At 66.5% G+C, this 25,679-nt stretch carries 24 protein-coding genes and 1 tRNA gene; 14 read left to right on the top strand and 11 right to left on the bottom strand.

The features are described from left to right. Positions 1-56: 56 nt before the first annotated feature. The 3 genes from eda to zwf all read right to left on the bottom strand — a co-directional run bounded on the left by eda (position 57) and on the right by zwf (position 4,206). Positions 57-680, bottom strand: a complete 624-nt coding sequence (gene eda, locus BWQ93_RS19010; protein ID WP_077031851.1) for a bifunctional 4-hydroxy-2-oxoglutarate aldolase/2-dehydro-3-deoxy-phosphogluconate aldolase — start codon at positions 678-680, stop codon at positions 57-59. A 101-nt stretch (positions 681-781) separates the two neighbouring features. Continuing rightward, the gene (gene edd, locus BWQ93_RS19005) at positions 782-2,623 is read right to left on the bottom strand and encodes a phosphogluconate dehydratase (RefSeq protein WP_077031850.1); all 1,842 of its coding nucleotides are present in this window, start codon (positions 2,621-2,623) and stop codon (positions 782-784) included. A gap of 119 nt (positions 2,624-2,742) precedes the next feature. Continuing rightward, a complete protein-coding gene (gene zwf, locus BWQ93_RS19000) occupies positions 2,743-4,206 on the bottom strand; it encodes a glucose-6-phosphate dehydrogenase (protein ID WP_077031849.1) in 1,464 nt (487 codons plus the stop codon). A 175-nt stretch (positions 4,207-4,381) separates the two neighbouring features. On the opposite strand from zwf, the gene BWQ93_RS18995 reads away from it, so the two are divergent. Both BWQ93_RS18995 and glpD read left to right on the top strand, forming a co-directional pair. Beyond that, the gene (locus tag BWQ93_RS18995) at positions 4,382-5,287 is read left to right on the top strand and encodes an alpha/beta fold hydrolase (RefSeq protein WP_232314672.1); all 906 of its coding nucleotides are present in this window, start codon (positions 4,382-4,384) and stop codon (positions 5,285-5,287) included. A 56-nt stretch (positions 5,288-5,343) separates the two neighbouring features. Continuing rightward, entirely contained in the window at positions 5,344-6,894 is a 1,551-nt protein-coding gene (gene glpD, locus BWQ93_RS18990; protein ID WP_077031848.1) for a glycerol-3-phosphate dehydrogenase, read from the top strand. Positions 6,895-7,012: 118 nt separating this feature from the next. Here the strand turns inward: glpD and ahpF are convergent, their stop codons facing one another. Next, positions 7,013-8,596, bottom strand: a complete 1,584-nt coding sequence (gene ahpF / locus BWQ93_RS18985; protein ID WP_077031847.1) for an alkyl hydroperoxide reductase subunit F — start codon at positions 8,594-8,596, stop codon at positions 7,013-7,015. Positions 8,597-8,838: 242 nt separating this feature from the next. Beyond that, positions 8,839-9,402: an alkyl hydroperoxide reductase subunit C gene (gene ahpC / locus BWQ93_RS18980; RefSeq protein WP_077031846.1), complete on the bottom strand. Its 564-nt coding sequence runs from the start codon at positions 9,400-9,402 to the stop codon at positions 8,839-8,841. Between the two features lie 305 nt (positions 9,403-9,707). Here ahpC and BWQ93_RS18975 point away from each other — a divergent pair, with 305 nt between their 5' ends. The 3 genes from BWQ93_RS18975 (at position 9,708) to BWQ93_RS18965 (ending at position 12,670) form a co-directional block, all read left to right on the top strand. Next, the gene (locus BWQ93_RS18975; protein ID WP_077031845.1) at positions 9,708-10,376 is read left to right on the top strand and encodes a DUF6445 family protein; all 669 of its coding nucleotides are present in this window, start codon (positions 9,708-9,710) and stop codon (positions 10,374-10,376) included. 254 nt (positions 10,377-10,630) lie between these two features. Next, a complete protein-coding gene (locus BWQ93_RS18970) occupies positions 10,631-11,659 on the top strand; it encodes an aspartate-semialdehyde dehydrogenase (protein WP_077031844.1) in 1,029 nt (342 codons plus the stop codon). Between the two features lie 174 nt (positions 11,660-11,833). Further along, positions 11,834-12,670, top strand: coding sequence for a 23S rRNA (adenine(2030)-N(6))-methyltransferase RlmJ (locus BWQ93_RS18965; protein WP_077031843.1), 837 nt, complete (start codon positions 11,834-11,836; stop codon positions 12,668-12,670). A 41-nt stretch (positions 12,671-12,711) separates the two neighbouring features. Here the strand turns inward: BWQ93_RS18965 and BWQ93_RS18960 are convergent. Beyond that, positions 12,712-12,788: transfer RNA gene (locus BWQ93_RS18960), tRNA-Arg, on the bottom strand. Positions 12,789-12,859: 71 nt separating this feature from the next. On the opposite strand from BWQ93_RS18960, the gene BWQ93_RS18955 reads away from it, so the two are divergent. Further along, positions 12,860-13,624, top strand: coding sequence for a queuosine precursor transporter (locus tag BWQ93_RS18955; RefSeq protein WP_077031842.1), 765 nt, complete (start codon positions 12,860-12,862; stop codon positions 13,622-13,624). A 5-nt stretch (positions 13,625-13,629) separates the two neighbouring features. After that, the gene (locus BWQ93_RS18950) at positions 13,630-14,004 is read left to right on the top strand and encodes a hypothetical protein (protein WP_077031841.1); all 375 of its coding nucleotides are present in this window, start codon (positions 13,630-13,632) and stop codon (positions 14,002-14,004) included. On the opposite strand, the gene purQ is transcribed toward BWQ93_RS18950, so the two are convergent. Together purQ and purS are read right to left on the bottom strand one after the other, a co-directional pair. After that, positions 13,966-14,631 (bottom strand): phosphoribosylformylglycinamidine synthase subunit PurQ, encoded by a 666-nt coding sequence (purQ, locus tag BWQ93_RS18945; RefSeq protein ID WP_077031840.1) that lies wholly within the window; start codon positions 14,629-14,631, stop codon positions 13,966-13,968. The genes BWQ93_RS18950 and purQ overlap by 39 nt on opposite strands. 14 nt (positions 14,632-14,645) lie before the next feature. Further along, a complete protein-coding gene (gene purS, locus BWQ93_RS18940; protein ID WP_058807876.1) occupies positions 14,646-14,876 on the bottom strand; it encodes a phosphoribosylformylglycinamidine synthase subunit PurS in 231 nt (76 codons plus the stop codon). A gap of 181 nt (positions 14,877-15,057) precedes the next feature. On the opposite strand from purS, the gene BWQ93_RS18935 reads away from it, so the two are divergent. From BWQ93_RS18935 to BWQ93_RS20975, 5 genes are all read left to right on the top strand, one after another. Then, positions 15,058-15,231, top strand: a complete 174-nt coding sequence (locus tag BWQ93_RS18935) for a (2Fe-2S)-binding protein (RefSeq protein ID WP_077031839.1) — start codon at positions 15,058-15,060, stop codon at positions 15,229-15,231. A 99-nt stretch (positions 15,232-15,330) separates the two neighbouring features. Next, positions 15,331-15,813, top strand: a complete 483-nt coding sequence (gene bfr / locus BWQ93_RS18930) for a bacterioferritin (RefSeq protein ID WP_077031838.1) — start codon at positions 15,331-15,333, stop codon at positions 15,811-15,813. A 486-nt stretch (positions 15,814-16,299) separates the two neighbouring features. Then, entirely contained in the window at positions 16,300-16,632 is a 333-nt protein-coding gene (locus tag BWQ93_RS18925; protein ID WP_232314671.1) for a hypothetical protein, read from the top strand. Then, complete coding sequence (locus BWQ93_RS21330) at positions 16,584-16,721, top strand: hypothetical protein (protein WP_232314670.1); 138 nt, start codon at positions 16,584-16,586, stop codon at positions 16,719-16,721. The genes BWQ93_RS18925 and BWQ93_RS21330 overlap by 49 nt, the downstream gene beginning before the upstream one ends. A gap of 94 nt (positions 16,722-16,815) precedes the next feature. After that, on the top strand, positions 16,816-17,055 hold the full coding sequence (locus BWQ93_RS20975) for a hypothetical protein (RefSeq protein WP_156878298.1): 240 nt from the start codon (positions 16,816-16,818) through the stop codon (positions 17,053-17,055). A 97-nt stretch (positions 17,056-17,152) separates the two neighbouring features. On the opposite strand, the gene BWQ93_RS18920 is transcribed toward BWQ93_RS20975, so the two are convergent. Then, positions 17,153-20,083 carry a M16 family metallopeptidase gene (locus BWQ93_RS18920; protein WP_077031837.1) on the bottom strand — a complete coding sequence of 977 codons (2,931 nt, stop codon included), beginning with the start codon at positions 20,081-20,083 and terminating at the stop codon, positions 17,153-17,155. A 42-nt stretch (positions 20,084-20,125) separates the two neighbouring features. After that, positions 20,126-21,271, bottom strand: coding sequence for a GGDEF domain-containing protein (locus tag BWQ93_RS18915; RefSeq protein ID WP_232314669.1), 1,146 nt, complete (start codon positions 21,269-21,271; stop codon positions 20,126-20,128). A gap of 164 nt (positions 21,272-21,435) precedes the next feature. Between BWQ93_RS18915 and BWQ93_RS18910 the strand changes: the two genes are divergently transcribed. Next, positions 21,436-23,430, top strand: a complete 1,995-nt coding sequence (locus BWQ93_RS18910) for a lipoxygenase family protein (RefSeq protein ID WP_077031836.1) — start codon at positions 21,436-21,438, stop codon at positions 23,428-23,430. A gap of 115 nt (positions 23,431-23,545) precedes the next feature. Here the strand turns inward: BWQ93_RS18910 and purC are convergent, their stop codons facing one another. After that, entirely contained in the window at positions 23,546-24,325 is a 780-nt protein-coding gene (purC, locus tag BWQ93_RS18905; RefSeq protein WP_058808781.1) for a phosphoribosylaminoimidazolesuccinocarboxamide synthase, read from the bottom strand. Positions 24,326-24,706: 381 nt separating this feature from the next. On the opposite strand from purC, the gene BWQ93_RS18900 reads away from it, so the two are divergent. After that, positions 24,707-25,630, top strand: coding sequence for a crotonase/enoyl-CoA hydratase family protein (locus BWQ93_RS18900; RefSeq protein ID WP_077031835.1), 924 nt, complete (start codon positions 24,707-24,709; stop codon positions 25,628-25,630). The last annotated feature ends 49 nt before the right edge of the window (positions 25,631-25,679 follow it).

Below are 25,679 nucleotides of genomic sequence, written 5' to 3'. Positions count from 1 at the left end.
CACCGACGGCTATATTGCCGCTTATCCCTGCACGATGGCAGGTAAAATGGGGTTAATCAATGGCGCGAAAGCCCCGCCGCCTCGCGCGCCAATGTCTCGATCCGGGCCGGGTCGAGCGGGCCCGAGGGGACCACCCAGCTGCCGCCGACGCAGAGCACCGCGTCGAGCGCGAGCCACTCGGGCGCACTCGCCAGCGTGATGCCGCCGGTCGGGCAGAAGCGCGCCTGTCCAAAGGGTCCCGCGAGCGCCTTCAAGGCTGGGATGCCGCCGCTGGTCATCGCGGGGAAGAATTTGAAGCGATCGAGGCCCAGGTCCATGCCGCGCATGATGTCGCCGGCGTTGGCGGTGCCGGGCAGGAAGGGAATGCCGCTCGCGACAGCGGCCTTGCCGAGATTGTCGGTGAGGCCGGGCGAGACGATGAATTCGGCGCCGGCATGGATCGCCGCGCCGAGCATCGCGGGGTTGAGCACGGTGCCCGCGCCGACGACGGCACCCTTGACCGCCTTCATGGCGGTGAGCGCATCGAGCGCGGCGGGGGTGCGCAGCGTGACCTCGAGCACCGGCAGGCCGCCCGCGACGAGCGCCTCGGCCATCGGCACCGCATCCTCGACGCGGTCGATCACGATCACCGGGATGACGGGCGCGAGCGCCATGATCTGGTCGATGCTGTTGTCGGTCATAGTCTCAGTCTTTTTCCTTCGTCATCCCGGCGAAGGCCGGGATCTCACGCTATCGTTACGACGCACCGTCGAGATCCCGGCCTTCGCCGGGATGACGGAAATTAGATGACGCTTTCCATCGCCGCCAGGATCGCCGAGCCGCCCTTTTCGGCTTCGTCGGCATGGTGGCGGAACAGCGCGAACAGTTCGCGGCCGACACCGAGTGCGGGCGGCGGCGCGACGGCAGGCGGGCGCGCCGCCCATATGGCTTCGTCGACGAGCGCAATCGCCTCGCCGTTGCGCGCGCAGACGCGAACGATGTCGCCATCCTGCAAATAGGCGAGCGGGCCGCTGACGCCGTTGGGACCGGGCAAGGCTTCGGGCGAGAGGTGGATCACCGCGGGCACCTTGCCGCTGGCGCCCGACATGCGGCCGTCGGTGAGCAAGGCGACGCGGAAGCCCTTGTCCTGCAGCACGCCCAATGCCGGGGTCAGCTTGTGCAGTTCGGGCATGCCGTTGGCACGCGGGCCCTGGAAGCGCACGACGACGACGACGTCACGGTCGAGTTCGCCCGCCTTGAATGCGGTCAGCACCTGGTTCTGGTCGTCGAAGATCCGGCACGGCGCCTCGATCGTCCAGCGATCCTCGGCGACCGCGCTCGTCTTGATGATCGCGCGGCCGAGATTGCCCGCGAGCAGGCGCATGCCGCCGTCGGGCGAGAAGGGGGTGGCGACGGGGCGCAGCATCGTGTCGTCGCGGCTTTCCTCGGGAGCGGCTTGCCAATGGAGTTCGTCGTCCACCAGCACGGGTTCGGCGGCATAATCCGCCATCGTGCCGCCGACCGTCAGCACGTCGCCGTGGAGCAATCCCGCATCGAGCAGTTCGCGGACGACAAAGCCGATCCCGCCCGCGGCATGGAAATTGTTCACGTCGCCCGCACCATTCGGATAGACGCGCGCGAGCAAAGGCACCGCGTGGCTGAGCTCGTCGAAATCCTGCCAGTCGATGACGATCCCCGCGGCGCGCGCGATCGCGGGCAGGTGGATCGCATGATTGGTCGAGCCGCCCGTCGCGAGCAGGCCGATCGCGGCGTTGACGATCGCCTTTTCGTCGATGCAGCGCGCGAGCGGGCGATAGTCATCGCCGTCCCAGCCGATTTCGGCGATCCGGTGTGTCGCGGCACGCGTCAGTTCCTGCCGCAGCTTGGTGCCCGGGTTGGTGAAGGCGCTGCCGGGGATGTGCAGCCCCATCAGCTCCATCATCATCTGGTTCGAGTTCGCGGTGCCGTAGAAGGTGCAGGTGCCCGCGCCGTGATAGCTCGCCGCTTCGGCCTCGAGCAGTTCGTCGCGGGTCGCCTTGCCCTCGGCATAGAGCTGGCGGATGCGCTGCTTTTCCTTGTTCGCGAGGCCCGAGGGCATCGGTCCGGCGGGGATCAGGATTTGCGGCAGATGGCCGAAGCGCAGCGCACCGATCAGCAGGCCCGGGACGATCTTGTCGCAGATGCCGAGGAGCAAGGCGCTCTCGAACATCGCGTGGCTGAGCGCGATCACCGTGCCCTGCGCGATATTGTCGCGGCTGAACAGCGACAGGTCCATGCCCGCCTGCCCCTGCGTCACCCCATCGCACATGGCCGGAACGCCGCCCGCGACCTGCGCCGTGACGCCCACCTCGCGCGCGAAGAGTTTGATCTGCTCGGGGTAGCGGCCGTAGGGCTGATGCGCCGAGAGCATGTCGTTGTAGCTGGTGACGATGCCGATGTTCATCGCGCCGCCGGTACGGATTGCGGGCTTGTCGTCGCCCGCCGCGGCGAAACCGTGCGCGAGATTGCCGCACGACAGATTGCCGCGGTTGGTGCCGGCCTCGCGCTGGCGGTCCATTAGGTCGAGATAGCCAGCGCGGCGCCGTGCGCTGCGGGCGATGATCCGGTCGGTGACGGCGGCGATGGTGGGGTGGAGATCAGTCATAACTCAAAACCGTTTGTCCTGAGCTTGTCGAAGGACCGTTCTTCCTTGCGACGCCCACGGAAAAAGGACGGCCCTTCGACAAGCTCAGGGCGAACGGAGTTTTGGAACGCGATACGTGATCAATCATGCCAGCTCGCCCCGTCGCGCTCGATCAGCGCGATCGATGCGCTCGGCCCCCAGCTGCCCGCGGTGTAGCTCTGCGGCGTCAGGTCGACCGCGGCCCAGGCGTCGCGGATCGAATCGATCCACTGCCATTGCGCTTCCACTTCATCGCGGCGCACGAACAGGGTCTGGTCGCCCTCGATGAAGTCGAGCAGCAGCCTTTCATAGGCGATGCGGCGGCGCTCGCCGGCGAAGCTGTGCGAGAGCGAGACGTCCATCGTCACTTCCTTGAGCTTCACCCCGTCGCGGTCGAGCCCGGGCTGCTTCGCCATCACCTTGACCCGGATATTCTCCTCGGGCTGCAGGTTGATGATCATGCTGTTCGCGTCGAGCTTCGGCGCGCCGACGCGCGCGAAGATATTGTGCGGCACCGGCTTGAACTGGATCAGCACCTCGGACTTGCGCTCGGGCATGCGCTTGCCGGTGCGGAGGTAAAAGGGCACGCCCTTCCAGCGCCAATTGTCGATGAAGGCCTTGATCGCCACGAACGTCTCGGTGTTCGCCGGCTGGCCGAGCTCGTCGGCATAGCCGGTCACCGCCGCGCCGCCGACGGCGCCGCTGGTATATTGGCCCTTCACGCTGTGTGTCTTCACATCCTCAGCCTTCATGCGGCGAAGGCTGCGCAGCAATTTGACCTTTTCGTCGCGCACTGCGGTCGAGGTGACGCTGGCGGGCGGCTCCATCGCGATGATCGCGAGCAGCTGCAGCATATGGTTCTGGACCATGTCCTTGAGTGCGCCGACACCGTCATAATAGGAGACGCGACCTTCCAGCCCGACGGTCTCGGCGACGGTGATCTGGACATGGTCGATCGCCTGCGCGTTCCACAGCGGCTCGAAGAGCATATTGGCGAAGCGCAGCGCGAGCAGGTTCTGGACGGTTTCCTTGCCCAGATAATGGTCGATGCGGAACACATGGTCTTCGGCAAAGGCATCGCCGACCTCGGCATTCACATCGCGCGACGAGGCGAGGTCGTGGCCGATCGGTTTTTCCATCGCGATGCGGCATTCGGTGCAGGCGATGCCCGCGCTTTTCAGACCCTGCGCGATAGGCCCGAACATCGAGGGCGGGGTCGAGAGATAGGCGCCGATCGGGCGGCCGAGCCGGTCGCCGAGCTGCGCCGCAAGATCGTCATAACCCGTGCCCGCACCGGCATCGATGGAGCAATAGTCGATGCGATCGAGGAAGGCGGCGACGGCGGCATCGTCGAGGCGGTCGGCGGGCAGATGGTCGGAGAGCGCCGCGCGCACCAGCTTGTGCGCGGCATCGCGTTCCATCTTCGAGCGGCCCGAGGCGACTATGGTCAGCTCATCGGCGAGCAGCCCGTCGAGGTGCAGATTGTAGAGCGAGGGAAAGAGCATGCGCTGCGCAAGGTCGCCCGTCGCCCCGAACAGGATCAATGTCTCGACTTTGACGCTCACGATCGTCCCCTTGGATATCCATGATGGGAATGGAGGACGGGCGGTCCGATTGCAACGCGCATACGTACGCGCGGCGCGTACCACCACGCGACGCAAGATCATTACCTGGCGGGTAATCGCAATGGTTCAGCAGGGGGCGTAGTCCGCTCGGCGAGACGAAGCCGAGGAGGACCCCATGCACAGACGCGAAGCCTTCAAACTGGTCGTCGGCGCGGGTGCGCTCGGGCTGACGATGGGCGGCACCAGCAGCGCGGCGGCTGCGCCCAAGGGCAAGGCCGACCACGTCACCGCCGCCGACGGCACGCGGCTGTTCGTGCGCGACTGGGGCAGCGGCAAGCCCGTGCTGTTCCTCGCCGGCTGGACGCTCCCTTCGGATTTCTGGGGCTATCAGATGGCGGCGATCGCCGAGGCCGGGATGCGTGCGGTCGCCTATGACCGGCGCGGGCATGGGCGCTCGTCCGATCCGGGGCGGAACTACGGCCATGACACGCTCGCCGACGATCTCGCGCGCGTCATCGCGGCTCTGGGGCTCGAGGATGTGACGCTCGTCGCGCATTCGATGGGCGGGACCGAGGTCGCGCGCTATTTCGCGCGGCACGGCGGCGGCGTCGCGAAGGTGGTGCTCGTGGGGACGATCACGCCCTTCCTGATGAAGGCCGCCGACAATCCCTATGGCATCGACCCCGCGATGCTCGCCGCATTGCGCGCGCCGCTGGCGACCGATTTCCCCGGCTGGATCGCCGCCAATGCCAGACCCTTCTTCGTGCCCGAGACCTCGGCCGCAATGATCGAATGGGGCAAGGAGCTGATGCTCCAGACCTCGCTGCTCGCCGCGATGGCGATGGCGCGCGCCAATGCCGAGACCGACTTTCGCGCCGATATGCGCCGGATCGCCGTGCCGACTTTGCTGGTGCATGGCGACAAGGACGCCTCGGCGCCGCTGCCGCTGACCGCAGAGGCGACGGCTGCGCTGATCCCGCACACGCAGCTCGAGATTTTCGAGGACGCGCCGCACGGGCTGCCGCTGACGCATGTCGCGCGGCTCAACAAGACGCTGCTGGAATTCGTAGCCAAGGCATGACGCGCGCCACGTAGCGGGTTGGCAAAGCCCCGCGCACTCGCTTAGGGAAGCGCGCGATGAGCGACGCGCCGCCCCCCTATGATGTCATCGTGATCGGCGGCGGCGTGAACGGTGCCGGGGTCGCGCGCGATGCCGCGGGGCGCGGCGCGCGGGTGCTGCTGATCGAGGCCGGCGACCTGGCGCAGGGCACCTCCTCGGCCTCGACCAAGCTGATCCACGGCGGGCTGCGCTATCTCGAACATTATGAGTTCGGCTTGGTGCGCGAGGCGCTGAAGGAACGCGAAACCCTGTGGGGCATCGCGCCGCATATCATCTGGCCGCTGCGCTTCGTGCTGCCGCACCGGCCGGGGCTGCGGCCGCGCTGGCTGCTGCGGCTGGGACTGTTCCTCTACGACCATATCGGCGGGCGCAAGAAGCTGCCCGCGACGCGCTCGATCGATTTGCGCAAACATGAGGCGGGCGCGCCGCTGCAGCCGCAATATGTCCGCGGCTTCGAATATTCGGACGGCTGGGTCGACGATGCGCGGCTGGTGATGCTCAATGCGCGGGGCGCCGCAGAGCATGGCGCGAAGGTCCGCACCGGCACGCGCGCCGAGCAATTACGCTGCGAGGATGGGCTGTGGGTCGTCGAGGCGAGCTGCGACAACGGCCACCGTTACCGCTTCACCGGGCGCAGCGTCGTCAACGCCGCGGGGCCGGCGGTGCTCGACCTGCTGCGCCGCGCCGATGCCGAGCCCGACCACAGGATGCGGCTGGTGCGCGGCTCGCACATCGTCGTGCGCAAGAAATTCGATCATGACTATGCGTATTTTTTCCAGCTCCCCGACGGGCGCATCTTCTTTGCGATCCCCTATGAGCGCGACTTCACGCTGATCGGCACAACCGACCTCGACCATGACGGGCCGCTGGGCGAGGTGAAGGCAAGCGACGAAGAGATCGAATATCTCTGCGAGGGGGCGAGCCTCTATTTCCGCGAGCCGGTCGTGCCCGCCGATGTCGTGTGGACCTATTCGGGGGTGCGCCCGCTGATCGAGGACGGATCGGGACGGCCCGAGGCGGCGACGCGCGGCTATCGCATCGACCTCGACCGCGACGAGGGTGCGCCGCTGCTCACCATCTATGGCGGCAAGATCACCAGCTATCGCCATGTTGCCGAGGCGGCGGTCGATGCGCTGGCGGGCGAGATCGCTGCGCTGACGGGCAAGCCCTGGACCGGAAAAAAACCCCTGCCCGGCGGCGATTTCCCGACCGACGGCGCCGCGGCGCTGAAGGCCGAGATCAAGCTCGCGCACCCTTTCCTGCCCGCCGCGACCGTCGACCGCATCGTCAGGGCCTATGGCACGGACGCGCGCGCCTGGCTCGGCGCGGCGCAGGGCTGGGACGCGCTCGGCGGCGAGATCGCGCACGGGCTGAGCCTCGCTGAACTGCGCTGGATGGTAACGCACGAATGGGTGCGGACCACCGACGATGTCTTGTGGCGGCGAAGCAAGCTGGGGCTGCATTTCACCCCGGGGGAGAGCGCTGCCCTCGCCGAACATGTCGAGCGCCTCGTCGCCGAAGCGCGGCTCGCCGATCCCGAATATTTCGAGGGGCGTGTGAACGGCTGACCGATGCGGCAGGCGGCGAGCGTGCCCTCACCTGCGGGGAAGCGGCTCGCCGGTCGGGTCGTGGACCGCGGCTGCGCGATGCGACGCGAACCGCGGTCTTCGCGGGAATGGGATTCGATTACGCCGCCTCGGCTTCCACCTCGGCGGGCAGGCGGATCATGTAATCGAACGCCGACAGCGCGGCTTTCGAACCTTCGCCCATGGCGATGACGATCTGCTTGTACGGCACCGTCGTGCAGTCGCCGGCGGCGAAGATGCCCGCCTGGCTCGTCTCGCCGCGATGGTCGACCTCGATCTCGCCGTGGCGCGACAAGGCGACCGCTTCCTTCAGCCATTCGGTGTTGGGGACGAGGCCGATCTGCACGAACACGCCTTCGAGTTCGATCTGGTGCAGTTCGTCCTTGTTGCGGTCCTTGTACGACAGGCCCGTCACCTTTTCGCCGTCGCCGAGCACTTCGGTGGTCAGCGCCGAGGTGACGATCTTGACGTTGGGCAGGCTCGCCAGTTTCCGCTGGAGCACCGCGTCGGCACGCAGTTCGCTGTCATATTCGATCAGCGTAACGTGCGCGACGAGGCCCGCGAGGTCGATCGCGGCCTCGACGCCGCTGTTGCCGCCGCCGATCACCGCGACGCGCTTGCCCTTGTAGAGCGGGCCGTCGCAGTGCGGGCAATAGGCCACGCCCTTGTTGCGATACTTGTCCTCGCCCGGCACGCCGAGCTGGCGCCAGCGCGCGCCGGTCGAGAGGATCACCGTGCGTGCCTTGAGCGACGCGCCGCTTGCGAGCTTGACTTCGTGCAGGCCGCCTTCGACCTTCGCCGGGATCAGTTTCTCGGCGCGCTGGAGGTTCATGATGTCGACGTCATAGTCTTTGACGTGGCTCTCGAGCTGCGCGACGAGCTTGGGCCCTTCGGTGTGCTGGACCGAGATGAAATTCTCGATTCCCATCGTGTCGAGCACCTGCCCGCCGAAGCGTTCGGCGGCGATGCCGGTGCGGATGCCCTTGCGCGCGGCATAGATGGCGGCCGCAGCGCCCGCAGGACCGCCGCCGACGACGAGCACGTCGAACGCGTCCTTGGCGGCGATCTTCTCGGCCGCCTTGGCTTCGGCGCCGCTGTCGAGCCTGGCGACGATCTGTTCGAGCTCCATGCGGCCCTGGCCGAACGTCTCGCCGTTCAGGAAGATCGTCGGCACGGCCATGATCTTGCGATCCTCGACCTCGGCCTGGAACAGCCCGCCGTCGATCGCGGTGTGGGTGATGCGCGGATTGACGACGCTCATCAGGTTGAGCGCCTGCACGATGTCGGGGCAATTCTGGCACGACAGCGAAAAATAGGTTTCGAAATGATAGTCGCCGTCGAGCGCGGCGACCTGCTCCAGCACCTCGGGCGCGACCTTCGGCGGGTGGCCGCCGACCTGGAGCAGCGCGAGGACGAGCGAGGTGAATTCATGCCCCATCGGGATGCCCGCGAAACGGACGGCGACCTGCGCGTCGCTGGCGCGGCGGATCAGGAAGCTGGGGCGGCGCGCGTCGTCGTCGGCCTGCGTCACGCCGACGAGGTCCGAGAGCGCGGCAATGTCGTCGAGCAGGGTCGCCAGCTCGGCCGATTTGGCATCGTCGCCGAGCGACGAGACGAGTTCGATCGGTTCACGAAGATTCGTGAGGAGGCCTTGAAGCTGCTGCTTCAGATTGGCGTCGAGCATGGGGAGAGCTCCTGCGAGAGGGGGAGAGGAACCGGGGGGCGGCGGTCGCGCCGCCGCCCCTCCGGCCTTAGGCGTTCAAGATTGAACGGAATGGCTTGATGCCGAAGCCGCCACCCTCACCCTTCCCACCGCCTTTGCCGACGGGCCCCTTCCCTCTCCCGGCGGGAGAGGGAGGGAGGCGCGAAGCGCCGGAAGGGTGAGGACAGGCGGCGCGATCGAGCGACGCCTTTCCGTTCCGAATCTTAGATCTTGCCGACGAGGTCGAGCGAGGGGGCGAGCGTCTCGGCGCCCTCTTCCCACTTCGCGGGGCAGACTTCGCCCGGGTGGCTGACCCAATACTGCAGCGCCTTGATCTTGCGGAGCAGTTCGGCGGCGTTGCGGCCCACACCCTCGGGGGTGATTTCGAGCAGCTGGATCTCGCCATTGGGGTCGAGCACGAAGGTGCCGCGGTCGGCGAGGCCGACGCCCTCACGCAGAACCTCGAAATTCTTCGACAGATTGTGGTTCTGGTCGCCGACCATGAAATAGTCGATCTTGCCGATCGCCGGCGAGGTGTCGTGCCAGGCCTTGTGGCAGAAATGCGTGTCGGTTGACACGGCATAGACCTCGACATCCATCTTCTGGAGCGTCGGATAGATGTCGGCGAGGTCTTCGAGCTCGGTCGGGCAGACGAAGGTGAAGTCGGCCGGATAGAAGAAGAATACCGCCCATTTGCCCTTCACGTCGGCGTCGCTGATGTCGACGAACTTGCCGTCCTTAAAGGCGGTCGCATTGAAGGGCTTGAGGGTGGTGTTGAGCACGGACATGGAGAGCCTTTCGTTGTTGTTGGAGCATCCCCCTAGCCAGTCATGTTGCAGTGCGACAATTGGAATGTTGAGGCGGCGTGATCGGAATTTTCGATTATTGGATGGGCGGTTGTGGGGTGGAAACAAGACGATCCTCGGGGCTCTCGGCCTGCCGCGGCGTCTTAGGCCGAGAGCCCCCTCCACCACCGCCTGCGGCGGCGGTCCCCCTCCCCGCAAGCGGGGAGGATTTGGAACGTCCGATCCCGCCCGAAACCCGGCCACTACCCGCCCTTGCGGCGCCCCCGCCTGCATGGCAAGACACGTCGATGCCGCTGGCCATCGAAAGCATCGGCGCCGAGGCGCAGCCGCTCTGCATCCTCGACGATTTCGCGCCCGATCCCGAGGCGCTGCGCGATTTTGCGGCGGCAGCGCGGGTCGGGGAGGCGCGCAACCATTATCCGGGCGTTCGCGCCGAACTGCCGGGCGACTACCTCGCAACCCAGCTGCCGCCGATCGCCGCGGCGGTCGCCAAATCGTTCGGGCGCCGCGGGCCGGTCGAGGTGATCGACGCGAGCTTCTCGATCGTCTGCACCCCCGCGGAGGCGCTGTCGGTGCCGCAGCGGCTGCCGCATGTCGATGCCTTCACCCCCGACCGCATCGCGCTGGTCCATTATCTGTCGCCGGGCCACGACGGCACCGCCTTCTTCCGCCATCGCTCGACAGGGTTCGAGACGGTCGACGAGGCGCGCCGCGACCTCTATTTCCGCCAGCTCGACACCGAAATGCGCTACACCGGCCCGCCCGCACCCGGCTACGTCGCGGGCGACACGCCCTTGTTCGAATGCATCCGCGTCGCCGAGGCGCGCTTCAACCGCGCCTTGCTCTATCGCAGCAGCAACCTCCACAGCGGCGCGATCGCGCCCGGCGCCGCGCTCTCCGGCGACCCGCGCGAAGGGCGGCTCACGGTGACGGCGTTCCTGTCGGTGGGCGCCTGACCGGCGGGCGCCGACATTTCCATTCGCACTGACCGCCACTTTCATAATTTACATGCGCATCCGATGCGGCTAAGCGCGCCGCCATGTCCAAAGCGCCGACGATGATTACCACCACCAAACCGACCGCTTTCGTGCGGCCGGTGTCGGCGGTGTGCATCCTCTAGGCACAGCCCGGACATCGACCCCGCACTCGGCAGGCGGGGATTTCGACAGGAAAAGAACCCCGCGCTGCTCCCGAGACAAGAGACGCACGCATGGTTCAGAAATTTTCGCCCGGTCAAAAGCTGAATGTCGGCATCGTCGGCGCGACCGGCCTCGTCGGCACGATGATCCGCCAGATCTTGGCCGAGCGGAATTTCCCGCTCGCCTCGCTCCGCCTCTTCGCCTCGGCGCGCTCGGCGGGGCAAGAGATTGACGGCCTCACCGTCGAGGACGCCGCCGAAGCCGATTTCGCGGGTCTGGACATCGTCCTCTTCTCGGCCGGGGGCTCGACCTCGAAATTGCTCGCGCCGAGGGCCGCCGCGGCGGGCGCGATCGTCATCGACAACAGTTCGGCTTGGCGCGCCGATCCGGAGGTTCCGCTCGTCGTCGCCGAGGTCAATCCGCACGCGCTGGCCGAGCTGCCCAAGGGGATCGTCGCCAATCCCAATTGCACCACCATGGCGGCGATGCCCGCGCTGCGCCCGCTGCACGACGAAGCGGGGCTCAAGCGGCTGACCGTATCGACCTATCAGGCGGTGTCGGGCGGCGGGCTCGCGGGCATCGACGTGCTCGACCGCCAGCTCGCGCACGTTGGGTCCGAAGCGCACCGGCTCGCGACCGGCGGCAGCGAGGACCTGCTGCCCGCGGCCGAAAAATGGGCGGTGCCGATGGCGCATAACGTCGTGCCGCTGAACTATGTCTATGCCGAAGACGGCTATACCGAGGAGGAGATCAAGCTGCGCGACGAGAGCCGCAAGATCCTGGAGATCCCGGGCCTCCCCGTGTCGGGCACCTGCGTTCGCGTCCCCGTCTTCACCGGCCACTCGCTGTCGATCAACGCCGAGTTCGAACGCCCGCTCGGCCCCGAGCGTGCGCTCGAACTGCTGGCCGCCGCGCCCGGCGTGGCGATCAGCGAGGTACCCAATCCGATTGAGGCGACGGGGCAGGACCCGGTCTTCGTCGGCCGCGTCCGCCGCGACCCGACGGTCGATCACGGGCTGGCGCTGTTCGTCGTCGGCGACAATCTGCGCAAGGGCGCGGCGCTCAACGCGGTCCAGATCGCCGAGGTGTTGCTCGGCTGACCAGCAGGCCGGCGGCGCTTCCCGAACGGGGCCCGCCGGTCCCTCGCGTGGAATGGTTTGAAGCTTTCCGCCCGACTCTATACGGGCACCAGATTACTTGCTTCCATCGCCTTGCGCCCGGCTTTCGAGCCCGGCCGTTCGCATGAAGGCAGATAGCCGGGATTCTGGATTACGATGAATTATCGCCACAGCTTTCATGCCGGCAACAGCGCCGATGTCGTAAAGCACAGCCTGCTGATCGCCTTGGTGCGAGCATTGCAGCTCAAAGAGGGCGCGCTGACCCTGATCGACACCCATGCCGGTTGCGGGCTGTACGACCTCGGCGGCGAAGAGGCCCAGCGTACCGGCGAGTCCACACACGGCGTGCTGCGCGCCTTTGCCGACACGAACTCCTTGCTGGACGACTATCGCGCCGCCGTGCGGGCGGTGAATGCCGGTGCCGAGCCGCGCCTCTACCCCGGATCGCCGCGATTTATGGCGCAGCTTCTGCGTCCGCAGGATTTTCTGATCCTGAACGAGAAACATCCCGACGACGCTTATGCCCTGCGCGGCGCGATGCGCGATACATCCGCCGCCGTGCACCAGCGCGACGCCTATGAATTCTGGCTGGCGATGCTGCCGCCCCGAACGCCTCGCGGCGTGGTGGTGGTCGACCCGCCGTACGAGCAGACCGACGAACGCGCCCGTATCACTGCCACCCTCGCAGCCGCCCACCGCAAATGGGCGCATGGCATGACGGTGATCTGGTATCCGCTGAAGGACCGCGCCACGCATGTGCGGTGGAAGGCGCAGCTCCGCAAGCTCGGCATCCCGAAGTTTCTGGTGGTGGAGCATTGGCTATACGATCGCGATCAGCCCGACATCTATAACGGCGCGGGCCTTTTTATCGTCAACCCGCCCTACGCCTTCACCCAAGCGCTGCCGCCGCTACTGGAAGCCCTGCGCGCCGCGCTGGCGCCGGAGGGGCATAGGGGAAAGATCGCGGCCGACTGGTTGGGCGATCGAAAATAAATGATCGTCGGTGCCGGATTGTCGAAATCTGTCAGAAAAAATGGTGCGCCCGGCAGGATTCGAACCTGCGGCCACCCGCTTAGAAGGCGGGTGCTCTATCCAGCTGAGCTACGGGCGCGTGCACGAGGCTGTGGATCGCGCGAATAGCGTGGTTTGCGCGGGGCGCAAAGCAAGATAAGCAGGCGTCCGATGACCGACCCCGCCGCGCCGCACGCCCGCACGCCTGCCAGCACCCCGGCCCGCACCAGCGCCGCCGCCGTGCCGCATTTCCGCTATTACGATTTCGTGATGGCGGCATTCGTCGCGATCCTGCTGCTGAGCAATATCATCGGCGCATCGAAACGGTCGGTGGTCGACCTGCCCTTCATCGGCGAATGGCCGTTCGGGGCGGGCGTGATGTTCTTTCCGCTGAGCTATGTCATCGGCGACATGCTGACCGAGGTCTATGGCTATGCGCGCGCAAGGCGCGTGATCTGGACCGGTTTCGCCGCGCTCGCCTTCATGGCGTTCATGGCGTGGGTCGTGGTGTCGCTGCCACCCGCGCCGGGCTGGCCGCATCAGGCGGCCTATGAAGCGGTGTTCGCGAACAGCTGGCGGATCGTGATCGCATCGATGCTGGCCTTCTGGGCGGGCGAGTTCGCGAACAGCTTCGTCGTCGCCAAGATGAAGGTCGCCGACAACGGCCGTCGGATGGCGCTGCGCTTCGTCGCCAGCACCTTCGTCGGCCAGGGGCTCGACAGCCTGATCTTCTACCCCATCGCCTTTTACGGTCTCGAAGGCTGGCCCACGGGCGAGTTGATGAAGACCGTGCTGTCGCAATGGGCGATCAAGACGGGATGGGAAATCATCCTGCTGCCCGTGACCGTTGCCATCGTCGTCTGGCTGAAACGCCGCGAAGGCGTCGACGTCTATGACGAAGTCACCGACTTCACCCCCTTCAAGGCCAAGGTCTGAGCGCAGTGACCGACGAAGCGACGTTCCTCTATCAGCAGTTCAAGCTGGTGCTGATCGACGGCAGCGGGCTGAGCAAGGATGCGCTGCACATCTATGCCGGCATGGCCGTCTATCTGCTCGTGCGGCTCGGCCTCCGGCGCCCCGCCTGGATGGCATGGCTGGCGGTCGTCGCAGCGGCGCTGGTCGGCGAATGGCTCGATATCGAGGGCGAATATCTGCGCGGGCGGCTCGCGCCCGATACCGCGCACTGGCACGATATCTGGAACACCTGCCTGTGGCCGAGCGTGCTGGTGGTCGTCGAACGCTGGTGGCCACAGCGGACTGCGGCCAATCCCTCGCCGTCAGGCGAGGACGCCGAGCGCGGCCTCGAACAGGCGTAGCCCGTCGGTGCCGCCATGCGCGCGGTCGATCGCGCGCTCGGGGTGCGGCATCATGCCGAGCACATTGCCCGTATCGTTGAGCACGCCCGCGATATTGCGGGCCGAGCCGTTGACGCTGTCGGCGTAGCGGAAGGCGACGCGGCCCTCGCCCTCGAGCCGGTCGAGCGTCTCCGCGTCGGCGAAATAATTGCCGTCGTGGTGCGCGACGGGGATGTCGATCGCCTCGCCCGCCTTGTACCCCGCGGTGAACAGCGACTGGCTGTTCTCGACCGTCAGCGGCACGGTGCGGCAGACGAAGTTGAGCCCCGCGTTGCGCATCAGCGCGCCGGGCAGCAACTGCGCCTCGGTCAGAACCTGGAAGCCGTTACACACGCCAAGCACGGGAACGCCGCGACCCGCGGCCTCGGTAACCGCCGCGAGAATCGGCGAGCGCGCCGCCATCGCGCCCGAGCGCAGATAATCGCCATAGGAAAAGCCGCCGGGCAGCGCGATGAAGTCGATGCCGTCCGGCAGCGCGGTCTCGCGGTGCCACACCATCGCGGGCGCATTGCCGGTGACCGTTTCGAGCGCGACCGCCATGTCGCGGTCGCAGTTGGAGCCGGGAAAGACGATGACGGCGGTCTTCATGGCTCTGCTCCCCTTCAGGCGCGCTGGATGCGGTAGTTTTCGATCACCGTGTTCGCGAGCAGCTTCGCGCACATCGCGTCGAGATCGGCGTCGCTGGTGTCGTCGGCGACCTCGAGCTCGATGAAGCGGCCTGCGCGCACGTCGCTGACGCCGCCGAAGCCGAGGCCTTCCAACGCGTGATGGATCGCCTTGCCCTGCGGGTCGAGCACCCCGGGCTTGAGCGTCACATAGACCTGGACTTTCATGGGGTGCGCCTTTGGTTGTTGGGGGCGGGAAGATGCGCGCGCCTATGCCCGCGAATCACTTTCCGAGCAAGGGCCGGCGCCCAAGAAAATCTCGCTTTTCGAAATGCGAACCAGTCGCATCTTTGCTGTTGCGAATCTCTCGCACTATCCCTATCTGGGGCTTGTTGAGAGGGATTCGCACATGGTCGTCTGTGTCTGCAACGCAATAAGGGAAAGCCAGCTGCGCGACGTCGCGCGGAATGGCGACGTGCGGTGCGCCAAGGCGGCCTATGCGCAATTGGGTCGCAAACCCAAGTGCGGCCAGTGCCTGCCTTTCGCTCGCAATATCATCAGCGACGTCGCCGCGACCGCCTGATTTTTCTTGGTTTTCCGCCATTTTTGACCTTGGCCTGAGCGGGCCGGGGCGCCTATAATGCGCCCATCCCACTCCCAAGACAAAATGACAGGAAGAACCATGAAGGGCGACGAAAAGGTCATCGATTTCCTCAACGAGGCGCTCAAGAACGAGCTGACCGCGATCAACCAGTACTGGCTGCACTATCGCATGCTCGACAATTGGGGCGTCGCGAAGCTCGCGCATTTCGAGCGCGAGGAATCGATCGACGAGATGAAGCACGCGGACAAGCTGGCGGACCGCATCCTTTTCCTGGGCGGCCTGCCCAATTTCCAGATGCTCGGCCGCCTGCGCGTCGGCGAGACCGTCGAGGAGATACTGAAGGCCGACCTCGCGCTCGAGGAAGAAGCGATCCCGCTGCTCAAGGATGCGATCGCGCATTCGGAAAGCGTGCGCGACTATGTCAGCCGCGACTTGTTTGCCGACATCCTCGAAAGCGAAGAGCATCATGTCGACGAACTCGAGAAGCAGTTCGAGATGATCGAGCGCATGGGAATCGAAAATTACATCCAGCTGCAGTCAAAGTCGGTTGGCGACGATTGAGCGTTGCGGGGCCCTGCAAGGCCGCCCCAAACAGACGAATATCGGGAGGCGCCTTCGGGCGCCTCTTTTTTTGTGATTCTGTCGATTGCAGATCCGTGTGCCAACGGCAGTTCTTGGGTGGAGACAAGCCGATCCTCCCCACTTGTGGGGAGGTGGCAGCGCGAAGCGCTGACGGGGGGGGGGGACGGCCTTGAGCGACGCGTCAGGCCGCGAACCCCCTCCACCACGCCCTTCGAGCGCGGTCCCCCTCCCGGCAAGCGGAGAGGATTAAGATGTCCGCTCCGCCCGAAAACCGCCATTTCCCGCTCGTCTTCACAAAAGAAACACCGATCTGATCTTTTCGCTTGTATTTGCGAATAATTCTCAATAGCAAGGTTGGGCAGTCCCCTCCTGCCGGCCTCTGCACCATGCAGCGGCCGGCGGCTTTTTCGGACCCGGCCTGGGACTGCGCCAATCGGCCAGGCCGCACGGGAAAGGGACGCACCCATGGAATCGACCAGCAGCCTTGTCCGACAACTGACCGAGCAGCCGCTGGTCCGCGACCTGCCCGTCGATGCCGCGCAGGCGGTACTGGCGCTGCGCTACTGTATCCTCTGTCGCCGGAGCGAGCGCGACCCGATGCCCGAACTCGAACGCCGCTGGGGCAATATCCTCGCCGCGCGGCGCTATCGCCTCGTCGTCGAGGCGATCGGCCATAGCTGGCCCGACCCCTTCGCGGTCCCCCGCCGTGCTGCCCGCGCGCGAGTTTCGACGAAAGCCTGCTTGCCGCGATGGTCGGCGCCGCCGCATGCCGCGACCGCGCGCGCTTCGACTGGCTGACGAGCGAAATGCTGGGCAGCGACGCGCGCGAGATGATCTTCGTCGCGCTCGAGAATTTCCTGCGCGCGCGGGTGCCGGGGCGTGTCTAGCTCGCACTTGGGGTCGAATTGACGATGGCCCCGCAAAATCGGCTCAACACGTATTCAATGGCCCCCGGGTAGCGGGCATGATACTAGCTAAATAATGAAAAATACTCAGGAAATTCTCGAGGTTCTACATCCTTCCCAGCGAACGCGTCTCGGCTCGCTGTTCGGCAGCCGGCAGGCCTTGCCATGGGAGGAAGGCGATGACGAGCTGAGCGGCCTGGGGCTCGTCCATATCCGTCATCCGGAGCGAGGCGAGGAAACGACCGAGCTCAATAATCGCGGCTGGTCGGTGGCCATGCTCATAAACGACGGGCGCGGGGAGCCCGCGCCGCGCTGACCGCTACCGCTAACCGGCAGGCGCAATCCGGCGCTCGTTTCCGCGATACCTAGAAGCGCCGCAAGGCGCGGGCCTCCGAACGGTCGGATCGACGCCTCTAGCTTCCCGCCCCGCCCCCCGCCTTGTCGCTCACCGCCCTGATCACCAGCGCCTTGTCGTCGGTGAGGTAGCGCTTGGCGAGCGCCTGAAGTTCGGCCGGGGTGGCGGCCTCCACCTCGCCCAGGCTCTTGCGGCTGCGGTCGAGGCGCGCTTCCTTGCTCGTCGCGGCGCCCACATAGGGCAGCCAATAGCTATTCTCGCGCCGCGCCTTGGTCATCGCCTCGAGCATCGGCTTGCGCGCGCGGTCGAGCAGGTCGGCGTCGACCGGCGCGTCGCGCAGCGCCTTCGCGATCCCCAGGATCGCGCCGCGCGTCGTCGCGAGGTCCTTGTAATCGATGTTGCTCGCCGCGAAGAGATGGCCGTAGCCGGGGAAGTCGTCGGACAGGCTGGCACCCGCGCCGGGGCTGTAGCTTTCGCCGAGCTTCTCGCGCAGTTCCTCAGTCAGCATCAGCTGCATCACCCGCGACAGCAGCTGCAGCCGCATCGCTTCGCCCAGGTCGCTGTCGTCGCGCGCGGGCCAGTAGACGCGCAGTTCCGCCTGCTCGGCGGGCCCCTTGTGGATCAAAGTGCGTTCGCTGCGGTCCTTGGCATATTCGCGGATGCGCGCCTCGGGCCGCGGGTCGAAGGCCGGACGGCGCGCGGGCAGCGCGCCGAAGGTCGACTGGATCGCCGCGATCGCCGCCGCCTCGTCGATGTCGCCGACGACGCCGACCTCGATCGCGCCATGCGCGAAGCTGTCCGCGACCGCGGGCTTCAGCCCCGCCCAGTCGAGCTTCAGCATCGTGGCGAGCGGCGGCGTGGTCGCTCGCGGGTCGTTGTTGGCGAGGATGCCGCCAGCGTCGCGCGCGATCACCGCGGCGGGGGTCGCGTCGTTCGCGGCATATTGCTGCGGCAGGAAGCGGCGGATCAGCGCCAGCCCGTCGGCGCGGTAGCCGGGGTGGGTCAGATAGGCCGCCATCAACTGCGCCTGTAGCTGGAAATCCTCGGGCGAGGTGCGCGCGGTGCCGCCGAAGCTGTCGGTCGCGCTGCCGACGCTGCTGCCGACGGTGCGCCCCGCGAGGATCGTGCTGAGCTCGTCGCGGCTATGCGCTTCGAGGCCGCCGAGGCTGATCGAGCCCGCGAGCGCGACGCGCGTCGGATCCTCCTTGGTGGCGAGCAGGCTGCCGCCGTCGATGCGCAGCGACAGATAGACCGTGTCCTTCTGGAAATCGGTCTGCTTGATGTTGAGCATGACGTTGTTGGCGAATCGGATGCGGCGGATGCCGAGATCCTCGATCCGCGTGTCGCTGACGATTTTGCCGGGCGCGCCGAAGTCAGTGTAGGCGAAGGCGGTGCTCGCCGCCTCGGCGGGCGCGGCGACCGCGACCTGCTGCGAGGTCTGGAGCGCCGCGAGGATCGCTCCGGTGCCGCCCTCGATGGGCGTCTTCGACGTCACGCGCACCAGCGGCGCGCCATAGCCCTGCATGCGCGCCTTGAACGCGGCGCTGACGCTCGCGGCGTTCAGCGAGGGCGCCACAGCGTCAAACTGCGCCTGCGCGGTTTCGGGGCGGTTGACGACGAAGTCGCCCTTCGCCGCCTCGACCAGCGTGTTCGCCAGATTTTCGCTGCGCCGCGTGTCGACGCCGGCGACGGCGTTCTTGAGCGCGGTGCGGCGGTTGGCGAGCTGCTCGTCGACCTCGGCCTGGGTGAAGCCATGCTCGACGGCGCGGCGCCATTCCTGCTCGATCAGCGCCTGCGCCTCGCGCCACGCGCCTTCCTTGGCGGTCGCCCCGATCGTCACCTGGTCGAACACGTCCCAGCCGTTGCTGTCGCCGAAATAGCCGTTCAGGATCGGCGAATCCTCGGCGAGCGCGAGCTTAGCGAGGCGGCGCGAGATGATCGCCTCGCCAATGCCCTCCGCCAGATCCTTGGCACGCTTCGCCTGAGTGTCGGGCAATTTGACCCAGGGCTTGAAGGCCGTGATCGTCACGCCGTCGGCGATGGCCGGATCGACGAAGTCGTCGGCGGCCGACGCGCGGCCATAGTCGATCGTGCCGATGTCGGGGTCGGCACCTGCAGGGCCGCGGCCCTGCCAGTCGGCGAAGCGCGCCTTGATCTTCGCCTCGACCGCGGCGGGATCGAAGTCGCCCACCATCACGAGCGTCGCGCGCTCGGGACGGTAATAGCGGTCGTAAAGGTCGCGGATGCGCGCCGCGGGCGCCGCCTGGATCACCTCGACCGTGCCGACCGGGATGCGGTTCGGCGCGATCATCCCCTTCATCTGGAAATCGAGCTGGTCGATCAGGCTGCGCAGCTGATAGGTGTCGCGCGCGCGGCGCTCGGACAGGATGATTCCACGCTCGCGGTCGACCGCGGCGGGGTTGATGGTGAGCTCGCTCGCGGTCTCGCGCATCAACATGAGGCCGGTGTCGATCAGATCGTCCGAAGCATTCGGCAGATCGAGCTGGTAGACGGTCGCGTCGAAACCGGTCGAGGCGTTGGTGTCGGCGCCGAAGGCCAGCCCCTTGCGCTCGAGCAATTTGATCATCTCGCCCTCTGGCACTCCCTTCGACCCGTTGAACGCCATATGTTCGAGGAAATGTGCAAGCCCGCGCTGATCGTCGGCCTCGGCGAAGCTGCCGACGTCGAAGCGCATGCGCAGCGATACGCTGTCCCTGGGCGTGCTGTTTTTGAGCAGCGCATATTTCATACCGTTGGGAAGCACGCCGAAGACGATATTCGGATCGACCGGGACATCGCTGGCGGCGAAGTTCCACGCCTTGGCGGCGTCTGTTTGAGGATTTGGGGTCTGCGGGTTGGTCGTAGCCGCAGCAGGCGCAGTCGCGGGCTCGCGCGCGGCGAGTGGCGCGGGCCCGGCGAGGGCTAGAGCGGCGGCGAGGGCGAGGGGCGACAGCGCGGATGACGCGCGCAGCAAGGGACGAAAAGTCATGGTCGATGTGTGGCCCTGCCCCGCCAAGGGGTCAAGCCGCGCTCAACCCAATTGCACGACGCTTTCGACGGACGACATGGAGGCGCGGTCGGCGGCCTTGGCGGCATAGACCGCGCGGTCGGCGACCTCGAACAATTTCTTGGCGCTGCCGCCGTCGTCGGGCCGGCGCGCGACGCCGACGCTGGCGCCGACATGGATCACCGCGCCGTCGATGCGATAGGGCGCGGCGAGCTCGGCGAGCAGATGGTCGGCCAGCGCGGTTTCGAGCAAAGGCGAGCCCGCGGGTACGAGGATCGCAAATTCGTCGCCGCCCTGCCGCGCCACCATCGCATGCACGCCGCAGGCGTGGCGCAGGCGCGCGGCGACTTCGCACAGCAGCGCATCGCCGACGCCATGGCCGTAGCGGTCGTTGACCGGCTTGAACCCGTCGAGGTCGAGCAGCGCGATCGCGAAATGGGTGCCCGGCTTTGCCGCGGCGATCTCCTGGTCGAGCCGCGCGTCGAGCTCGCGGCGGTTCCACAAGCCCGTCAGCGCGTCGGTGTGCGCGAGGTCGCGCATCTGTTGCTGCAGCTGGAGCAGATTAATGAGCTTGTCGTGCTGCTGGACGATCATGCGCAGCAGGAAGGCGGTGGCGACGAACAGGCTGGTCCCCGCCGCGATCTCGGGCGGGTTACCCGAGGTTAGCATCAGCAGCATGATCGGGACCAGCCCGATGCCGAGATTGACGAAGGTCGCGAAGCGGATCGCCGACAGGCAGTATGCCGTCGCAAGCGATCCCATCGCCATGATCATCGCATAATAGCTCTGCGCCTCGGGCGGCGCGGCCAGCCAGTTGATCACCGTCCAGCTGCTGCACATCGCCCCCATCGTGCCCGACAGCCAGGTCGATTCCACGATCACGCGTCGCGCGCGGCGCACGCTCATCCGCCGGCCGCGGTTGCGCCACAGGATCAGGAAACCGGGCAGGCTGACCACCGCGAGGATCACCGGGAAACCGATGCGGATGAAGGGATGCACGGTCTCGACCCCGCCATAAATGGCGGTCGGCGTCGTCGCCGCGAGGGTCAGGAACAGCATCGGGGTCAGGGTCTCGACGCGGTGCGCGCGGAGCAGCGCGACATCGTCGCGAATTGCGTCCGGAACCGGCGGGAACACCCGCGTCCGCAGCCAATGATGGACCCCCGTCATGACCGCTGGGTAGCAAGGTCAAGTAAAACAACGGTTAAGGAACAGAAACGCGATTTTTCATTGCGATAGGGATAAGTCAGAACGCCTGGAAGTGCAAAATATTAACCATGTTATGCGAGCCCGGCCCCCTGTCCTGCCGTACCCGTTCAAGGGGGAGCCCCACCATGTCTTTCGAATCCGCGCCGAACGTAGGCGCATCGACGCCCACCGCACTCCACGCCATGCCGTCCGCCAGCCCTTCGCTGCCGCAGAACGACAGCTCGACGCAGAAGGCCGCGCGCGCCGCGCAGCTGACCGCGACGCAGGCCGTCTATAACTGGTCCACCGACATCGCGACCTTGCCCGGCGTGCCGCTCGCCGCGACGGTTCCGCCGAGCAACGAGCCGACGATCCCCTGGGGGATCACGCTGATCGGCATCCTGCTCGGCATCGCGCGCAACGCGCTGGCGGTAAAAATCGGCGGCGTCGACAAGGGCGAGCTCGATACGCCGCGCGTAACTTATGAAGCCGCGATCGCGCAGTGCGACGCGATCGAGGCCTCGACCGCCAAAATTGCTGCGCAGCATGACGTGCACAATGGCGGCAATATTTTCGAGCGCGTCATCGGCGACGTCGAGGCCGCGGTCGAAGCCGCCGAGCACGACATACATGTCGCGCTGCTCAAGGGGTATAAGGAAGCGCTCAAGGACATGATCGCGGTCAGCGACCACGAAGCCGCCGGGCTCGGCAGCAATACGCCGCGCACGATCGACGCCTATCGCGCGCTGTTCGACACGCTGCCCGTGCCGGGCATCGCCTACACCTTCCAGGATGATGACGAGTTCGCGCGGCTGCGCGTCGCGGGGCCGAACAATATGCTGATCGCTGCGATTACCACGATCCCCGCCAATTTCCCGATCACCGACGCGCAATATGCCGCGGTGGTGAACGGCGACACTTTGGGGGGTGCACTGGCCGACGGGCGGCTGTTCATGCTCGACTATCAGGAATTGTCGGTGCTGACGCCGGGCACCGATGGCACCGAGCAGAAATATGTCGCGTTGCCGATGGCGCTGTTCGCCGTGCCGCCGGGCGGCGCGTCGCTCGTGCCCGTCGCGATCCAGTGCGGGCAGGAATCGGCAAGCAATCCGATCTTCACGCCGTCGGTGGCCGCCGACGAGCAATGGGGCTGGCAGATGGCGAAGCTGGTCGTGCAGGTCGCCGATGGCAATTACCACGAGCTCTTCACCCACCTCGCGCGCACGCATCTGGTCATGGAGGCCTTCGCCGTCGCGACGCACCGCCACTTGGCCGAGGTGCATCCGCTATGGGCGCTGCTCGTCCCGCATTTCGAGGGCACGCTGTTCATCAACAATCAGGCGGCGACGTCGCTGATCGCGGCAGGAGGCCCGATCGACCATATTTTCGCAGGGACCATCACCACGAGCCAGCTCGCCGCGGTCGACGACCGGCTGGCCTTCGATTTCTATGGCAAGATGCTGCCCGCCGACCTTGCCGCGCGCGGGGTCGACCAGAGCTCGACGCTCACCGACTATCCGTACCGCGACGATGCGCTGCTCGTCTGGGGCGCGATCCACGGCTGGGCCAAGGCCTATGTCGAGCATTATTACACCAGCGACGCCGATGTGACCGGCGACACCGAGCTGACCGCGTGGACGACGACGCTGGCGGGCGAGGCGAAGATCCGGGGCTTCCGCGCGATCACGACGCGCGCGCAGCTTGTCGATATCTGCACCATGCTGATGTTCACCGCGAGCGCGCAGCACGCCGCGGTCAATTTCCCGCAAAAGAGCATCATGGCCTTCGCGCCGGCGGTGACCGGCGCGGCGTGGCAGCCGGCGCCGACGGCGCAGGCCGGTCAGACGAAGACCGAGTGGCTCGCGACGATGCCGCCGATGGCGCTTGCGCTCGAACAGCTCAACACGCTCGAGCTGCTGGGCTCGCTCTATTACCGGCCGCTCGGCCAATATTACAGCAACGCCTTTCCCTATCCGGCATGGTTCCAGGATCCGGCGATCACCGCCGCAGGCGGCCCGCTGCCGAACTTCCAGGCGGCGCTGGTATCGGTCGAGGCCGAGATCGTCGCGCGCAACGCCGAGCGGATGCAGCCGTACACCTATCTGCAGCCGAGCCTGATCCCGACGAGCATCAATATCTGAGGGTGCGCCCAAGAGAATAATCCGTCATCCTGGCGGAGGCCGGGATCTCGCCGGTGCGACATGACACGAGGGCGAGATCCCGGCCTTCGCCGGGATGACGATTATGGGAGCAGCCTCAGCTGCCCTTCTTCTTCCGGTGGCTCTCTAGGTCCAGCACCGCATGGTCGCCGCCCTCGGGGAGCAGGCCCAGCCGCCGCGCGACTTCCTGATAGGCTTCGACTTCGCCGCCGAGGTCGCGGCGGAAGCGGTCCTTGTCGAGCTTTTCGTTGGTGGTCATGTCCCACAGGCGGCAGCCGTCGGGGCTGATCTCGTCGGCGAGGATGATGCGGCTGAAATCGCCCTCGTAGAGGCGGCCGAACTCGAGCTTGAAGTCGATCAGGCGGATGCCGACCGCCGCGAACATCCCCGACATGAAGTCGTTGATGCGGATCGCCATGTCCTGGATGTCGTGGAGCTCGTCCTGGCTGCACCAGTTGAAGCAGGCGATATGCTCCTCGGCGACGAGCGGATCGCCGAGCGCATCGTCCTTGTAGCAATATTCGATCAGCGTGCGGGGCAGCTGCGTCCCCTCCTCGATGCCGAGCCGCTTCGACAGCGTGCCCGCGGCGACGTTGCGCACGATCACCTCGATCGGCACGATCTCGACCTGGCGGATCAGCTGCTCGCGCATGTTGAGGCGGCGGATGAAGTGCGTCGGCACGCCTATATTGCCGAGCAGCGTGAAGACATGCTCCGAAATCCGATTGTTGAGCACGCCCTTGCCGCTGATCGTGCCCTTTTTCTGGGCGTTGAACGCGGTCGCATCGTCCTTGAAATACTGGATCAGCGTGCCCGGTTCGGGGCCTTCGTAGAGGATCTTGGCTTTGCCTTCGTAGATCTGGCGGCGACGGGCCATGGCTGCGTACTTTCTATGCGTCAAAATGACTGGCCCCGGCGAATACGACTCAAGCGAGACGCGGCGCCGGGGCGGTTCCGGGGGCCTATAGCGGCAAAGGGGGGGCGCGTCATCCCCGGGGTTTCGGAACGCAGAACAGGACAGCCGTGCCTCCCATCCTTTGTCACCCTGAACTTGTTTCAGGGTCCATGGCCCGGTCTCGCCATCTACGCAGCGTCGAACGAGAGCGCAGGCCATGGATGCTGAAACAAGTTCAGCATGACGAGAGAAAAATACGGCATCCCTCGCGCAATTGCACTTACACCTTTACGCTTACGTAAACTAGACCTTGCCTTCCGCCGCATCGCTTGCAACCATGGCCGCCACGACAAGGAGAGAGCCATGAGCTTCGAAGAGATTCGCCTCGACCGGCACGAGGGCATCGCGCTGCTGACCCTGTACCGGCCCGGCAAGATGAACGCCTTCACCACGCAGATGATGACCGAGATCGTCGCCGCGCTCGACGAATGCGACGCCGACGACGGCGTGCGCGCGGTGGTGTTCACCGGCGACGGCGAGCGCGCCTATTGCGCGGGGGCGGACCTCAGCGCGGGCGGATCGACCTTCGACTATGACAAGCGCACCGACAAGGCCGCGCTGCTGCCCGACGGCACCTCGCCCAGCCCGGTCGCCGAGGACGGCACGATCGACTGGTCGCACCCGCTGATCCGCGACGGCGGCGGGCGCGTGTCGATGCGCATCTTCGAGAGCAAGAAGCCGGTGCTCGGCGCGATCAACGGCGCCGCGGTCGGCATCGGCGCGACGATGACGCTGTCGATGGACGCCCGCCTGGCGAGCGACACCGCGCGCTACGGCTTCGTCTTCGCGCGCCGCGGCATCGTACCCGAAGCGGCGTCGAGCTGGTTCCTGCCGCGCCTCGTCGGCATCCAGACCGCGCTCGACTGGTGCTATTCGGGCCGGCTGATCCCCGCCGCCGAAGCGCATGAGAAGGGCCTCGTCCAGTCGGTCCATGCCCCCGGCGAACTGGTCGATGCCGCGATCGCCAAGGCGCGCGAACTGACCGGCGACAGCGCGCCGGTGTCGGTTGCCCTCACCCGCCACATGATGTGGCGCATGCTCGGCGCGCCGCACCCGATGAGCGCGCACCGCTGGGACAGCCGCGTGATCTTTGCGCGCGGGCGCAGCCCCGACGCCATGGAAGGCGTCACGAGCTTCCTCGAAAAGCGTCCGCCCAATTTCACCGCGAGCGTCGCGAACGACTATCCCGTGTTCGGCGAATGGGAAGACGCGCCGCCCTACGGCTGACGCGACCCTGATTTGATCCGTTCCTGTCGAGCGTAGTCGAGACACGCTT

This window comes from Sphingopyxis sp. QXT-31, assembly GCF_001984035.1.
Classification (GTDB): domain Bacteria; phylum Pseudomonadota; class Alphaproteobacteria; order Sphingomonadales; family Sphingomonadaceae; genus Sphingopyxis.
This window is presented reverse-complemented; position numbering and strand designations above follow the sequence as displayed.

What these genes read in the sequence shown, in the direction of transcription:
- eda (WP_077031851.1), bottom strand. Translation starts at nt 680, where the DNA reads ATGACCGACAACAGCATCGACCAGATCATGGCGCTCGCGCCCGTCATC.
- edd (WP_077031850.1), bottom strand. Translation starts at nt 2,623, where the DNA reads ATGACTGATCTCCACCCCACCATCGCCGCCGTCACCGACCGGATCATC.
- BWQ93_RS18995 (WP_232314672.1), top strand. Translation starts at nt 4,382, where the DNA reads ATGCACAGACGCGAAGCCTTCAAACTGGTCGTCGGCGCGGGTGCGCTC.
- glpD (WP_077031848.1), top strand. Translation starts at nt 5,344, where the DNA reads ATGAGCGACGCGCCGCCCCCCTATGATGTCATCGTGATCGGCGGCGGC.
- ahpF (WP_077031847.1), bottom strand. Translation starts at nt 8,596, where the DNA reads ATGCTCGACGCCAATCTGAAGCAGCAGCTTCAAGGCCTCCTCACGAAT.
- ahpC (WP_077031846.1), bottom strand. Translation starts at nt 9,402, where the DNA reads ATGTCCGTGCTCAACACCACCCTCAAGCCCTTCAATGCGACCGCCTTT.
- BWQ93_RS18975 (WP_077031845.1), top strand. Translation starts at nt 9,708, where the DNA reads ATGCCGCTGGCCATCGAAAGCATCGGCGCCGAGGCGCAGCCGCTCTGC.
- BWQ93_RS18970 (WP_077031844.1), top strand. Translation starts at nt 10,631, where the DNA reads ATGGTTCAGAAATTTTCGCCCGGTCAAAAGCTGAATGTCGGCATCGTC.
- BWQ93_RS18965 (WP_077031843.1), top strand. Translation starts at nt 11,834, where the DNA reads ATGAATTATCGCCACAGCTTTCATGCCGGCAACAGCGCCGATGTCGTA.
- BWQ93_RS18955 (WP_077031842.1), top strand. Translation starts at nt 12,860, where the DNA reads ATGACCGACCCCGCCGCGCCGCACGCCCGCACGCCTGCCAGCACCCCG.
- purQ (WP_077031840.1), bottom strand. Translation starts at nt 14,631, where the DNA reads ATGAAGACCGCCGTCATCGTCTTTCCCGGCTCCAACTGCGACCGCGAC.
- purS (WP_058807876.1), bottom strand. Translation starts at nt 14,876, where the DNA reads ATGAAAGTCCAGGTCTATGTGACGCTCAAGCCCGGGGTGCTCGACCCG.
- BWQ93_RS18935 (WP_077031839.1), top strand. Translation starts at nt 15,058, where the DNA reads ATGGTCGTCTGTGTCTGCAACGCAATAAGGGAAAGCCAGCTGCGCGAC.
- bfr (WP_077031838.1), top strand. Translation starts at nt 15,331, where the DNA reads ATGAAGGGCGACGAAAAGGTCATCGATTTCCTCAACGAGGCGCTCAAG.
- BWQ93_RS18925 (WP_232314671.1), top strand. Translation starts at nt 16,300, where the DNA reads ATGGAATCGACCAGCAGCCTTGTCCGACAACTGACCGAGCAGCCGCTG.
- BWQ93_RS21330 (WP_232314670.1), top strand. Translation starts at nt 16,584, where the DNA reads ATGGTCGGCGCCGCCGCATGCCGCGACCGCGCGCGCTTCGACTGGCTG.
- BWQ93_RS20975 (WP_156878298.1), top strand. Translation starts at nt 16,816, where the DNA reads ATGAAAAATACTCAGGAAATTCTCGAGGTTCTACATCCTTCCCAGCGA.
- BWQ93_RS18920 (WP_077031837.1), bottom strand. Translation starts at nt 20,083, where the DNA reads ATGACTTTTCGTCCCTTGCTGCGCGCGTCATCCGCGCTGTCGCCCCTC.
- BWQ93_RS18915 (WP_232314669.1), bottom strand. Translation starts at nt 21,271, where the DNA reads ATGACGGGGGTCCATCATTGGCTGCGGACGCGGGTGTTCCCGCCGGTT.
- BWQ93_RS18910 (WP_077031836.1), top strand. Translation starts at nt 21,436, where the DNA reads ATGTCTTTCGAATCCGCGCCGAACGTAGGCGCATCGACGCCCACCGCA.
- purC (WP_058808781.1), bottom strand. Translation starts at nt 24,325, where the DNA reads ATGGCCCGTCGCCGCCAGATCTACGAAGGCAAAGCCAAGATCCTCTAC.
- BWQ93_RS18900 (WP_077031835.1), top strand. Translation starts at nt 24,707, where the DNA reads ATGAGCTTCGAAGAGATTCGCCTCGACCGGCACGAGGGCATCGCGCTG.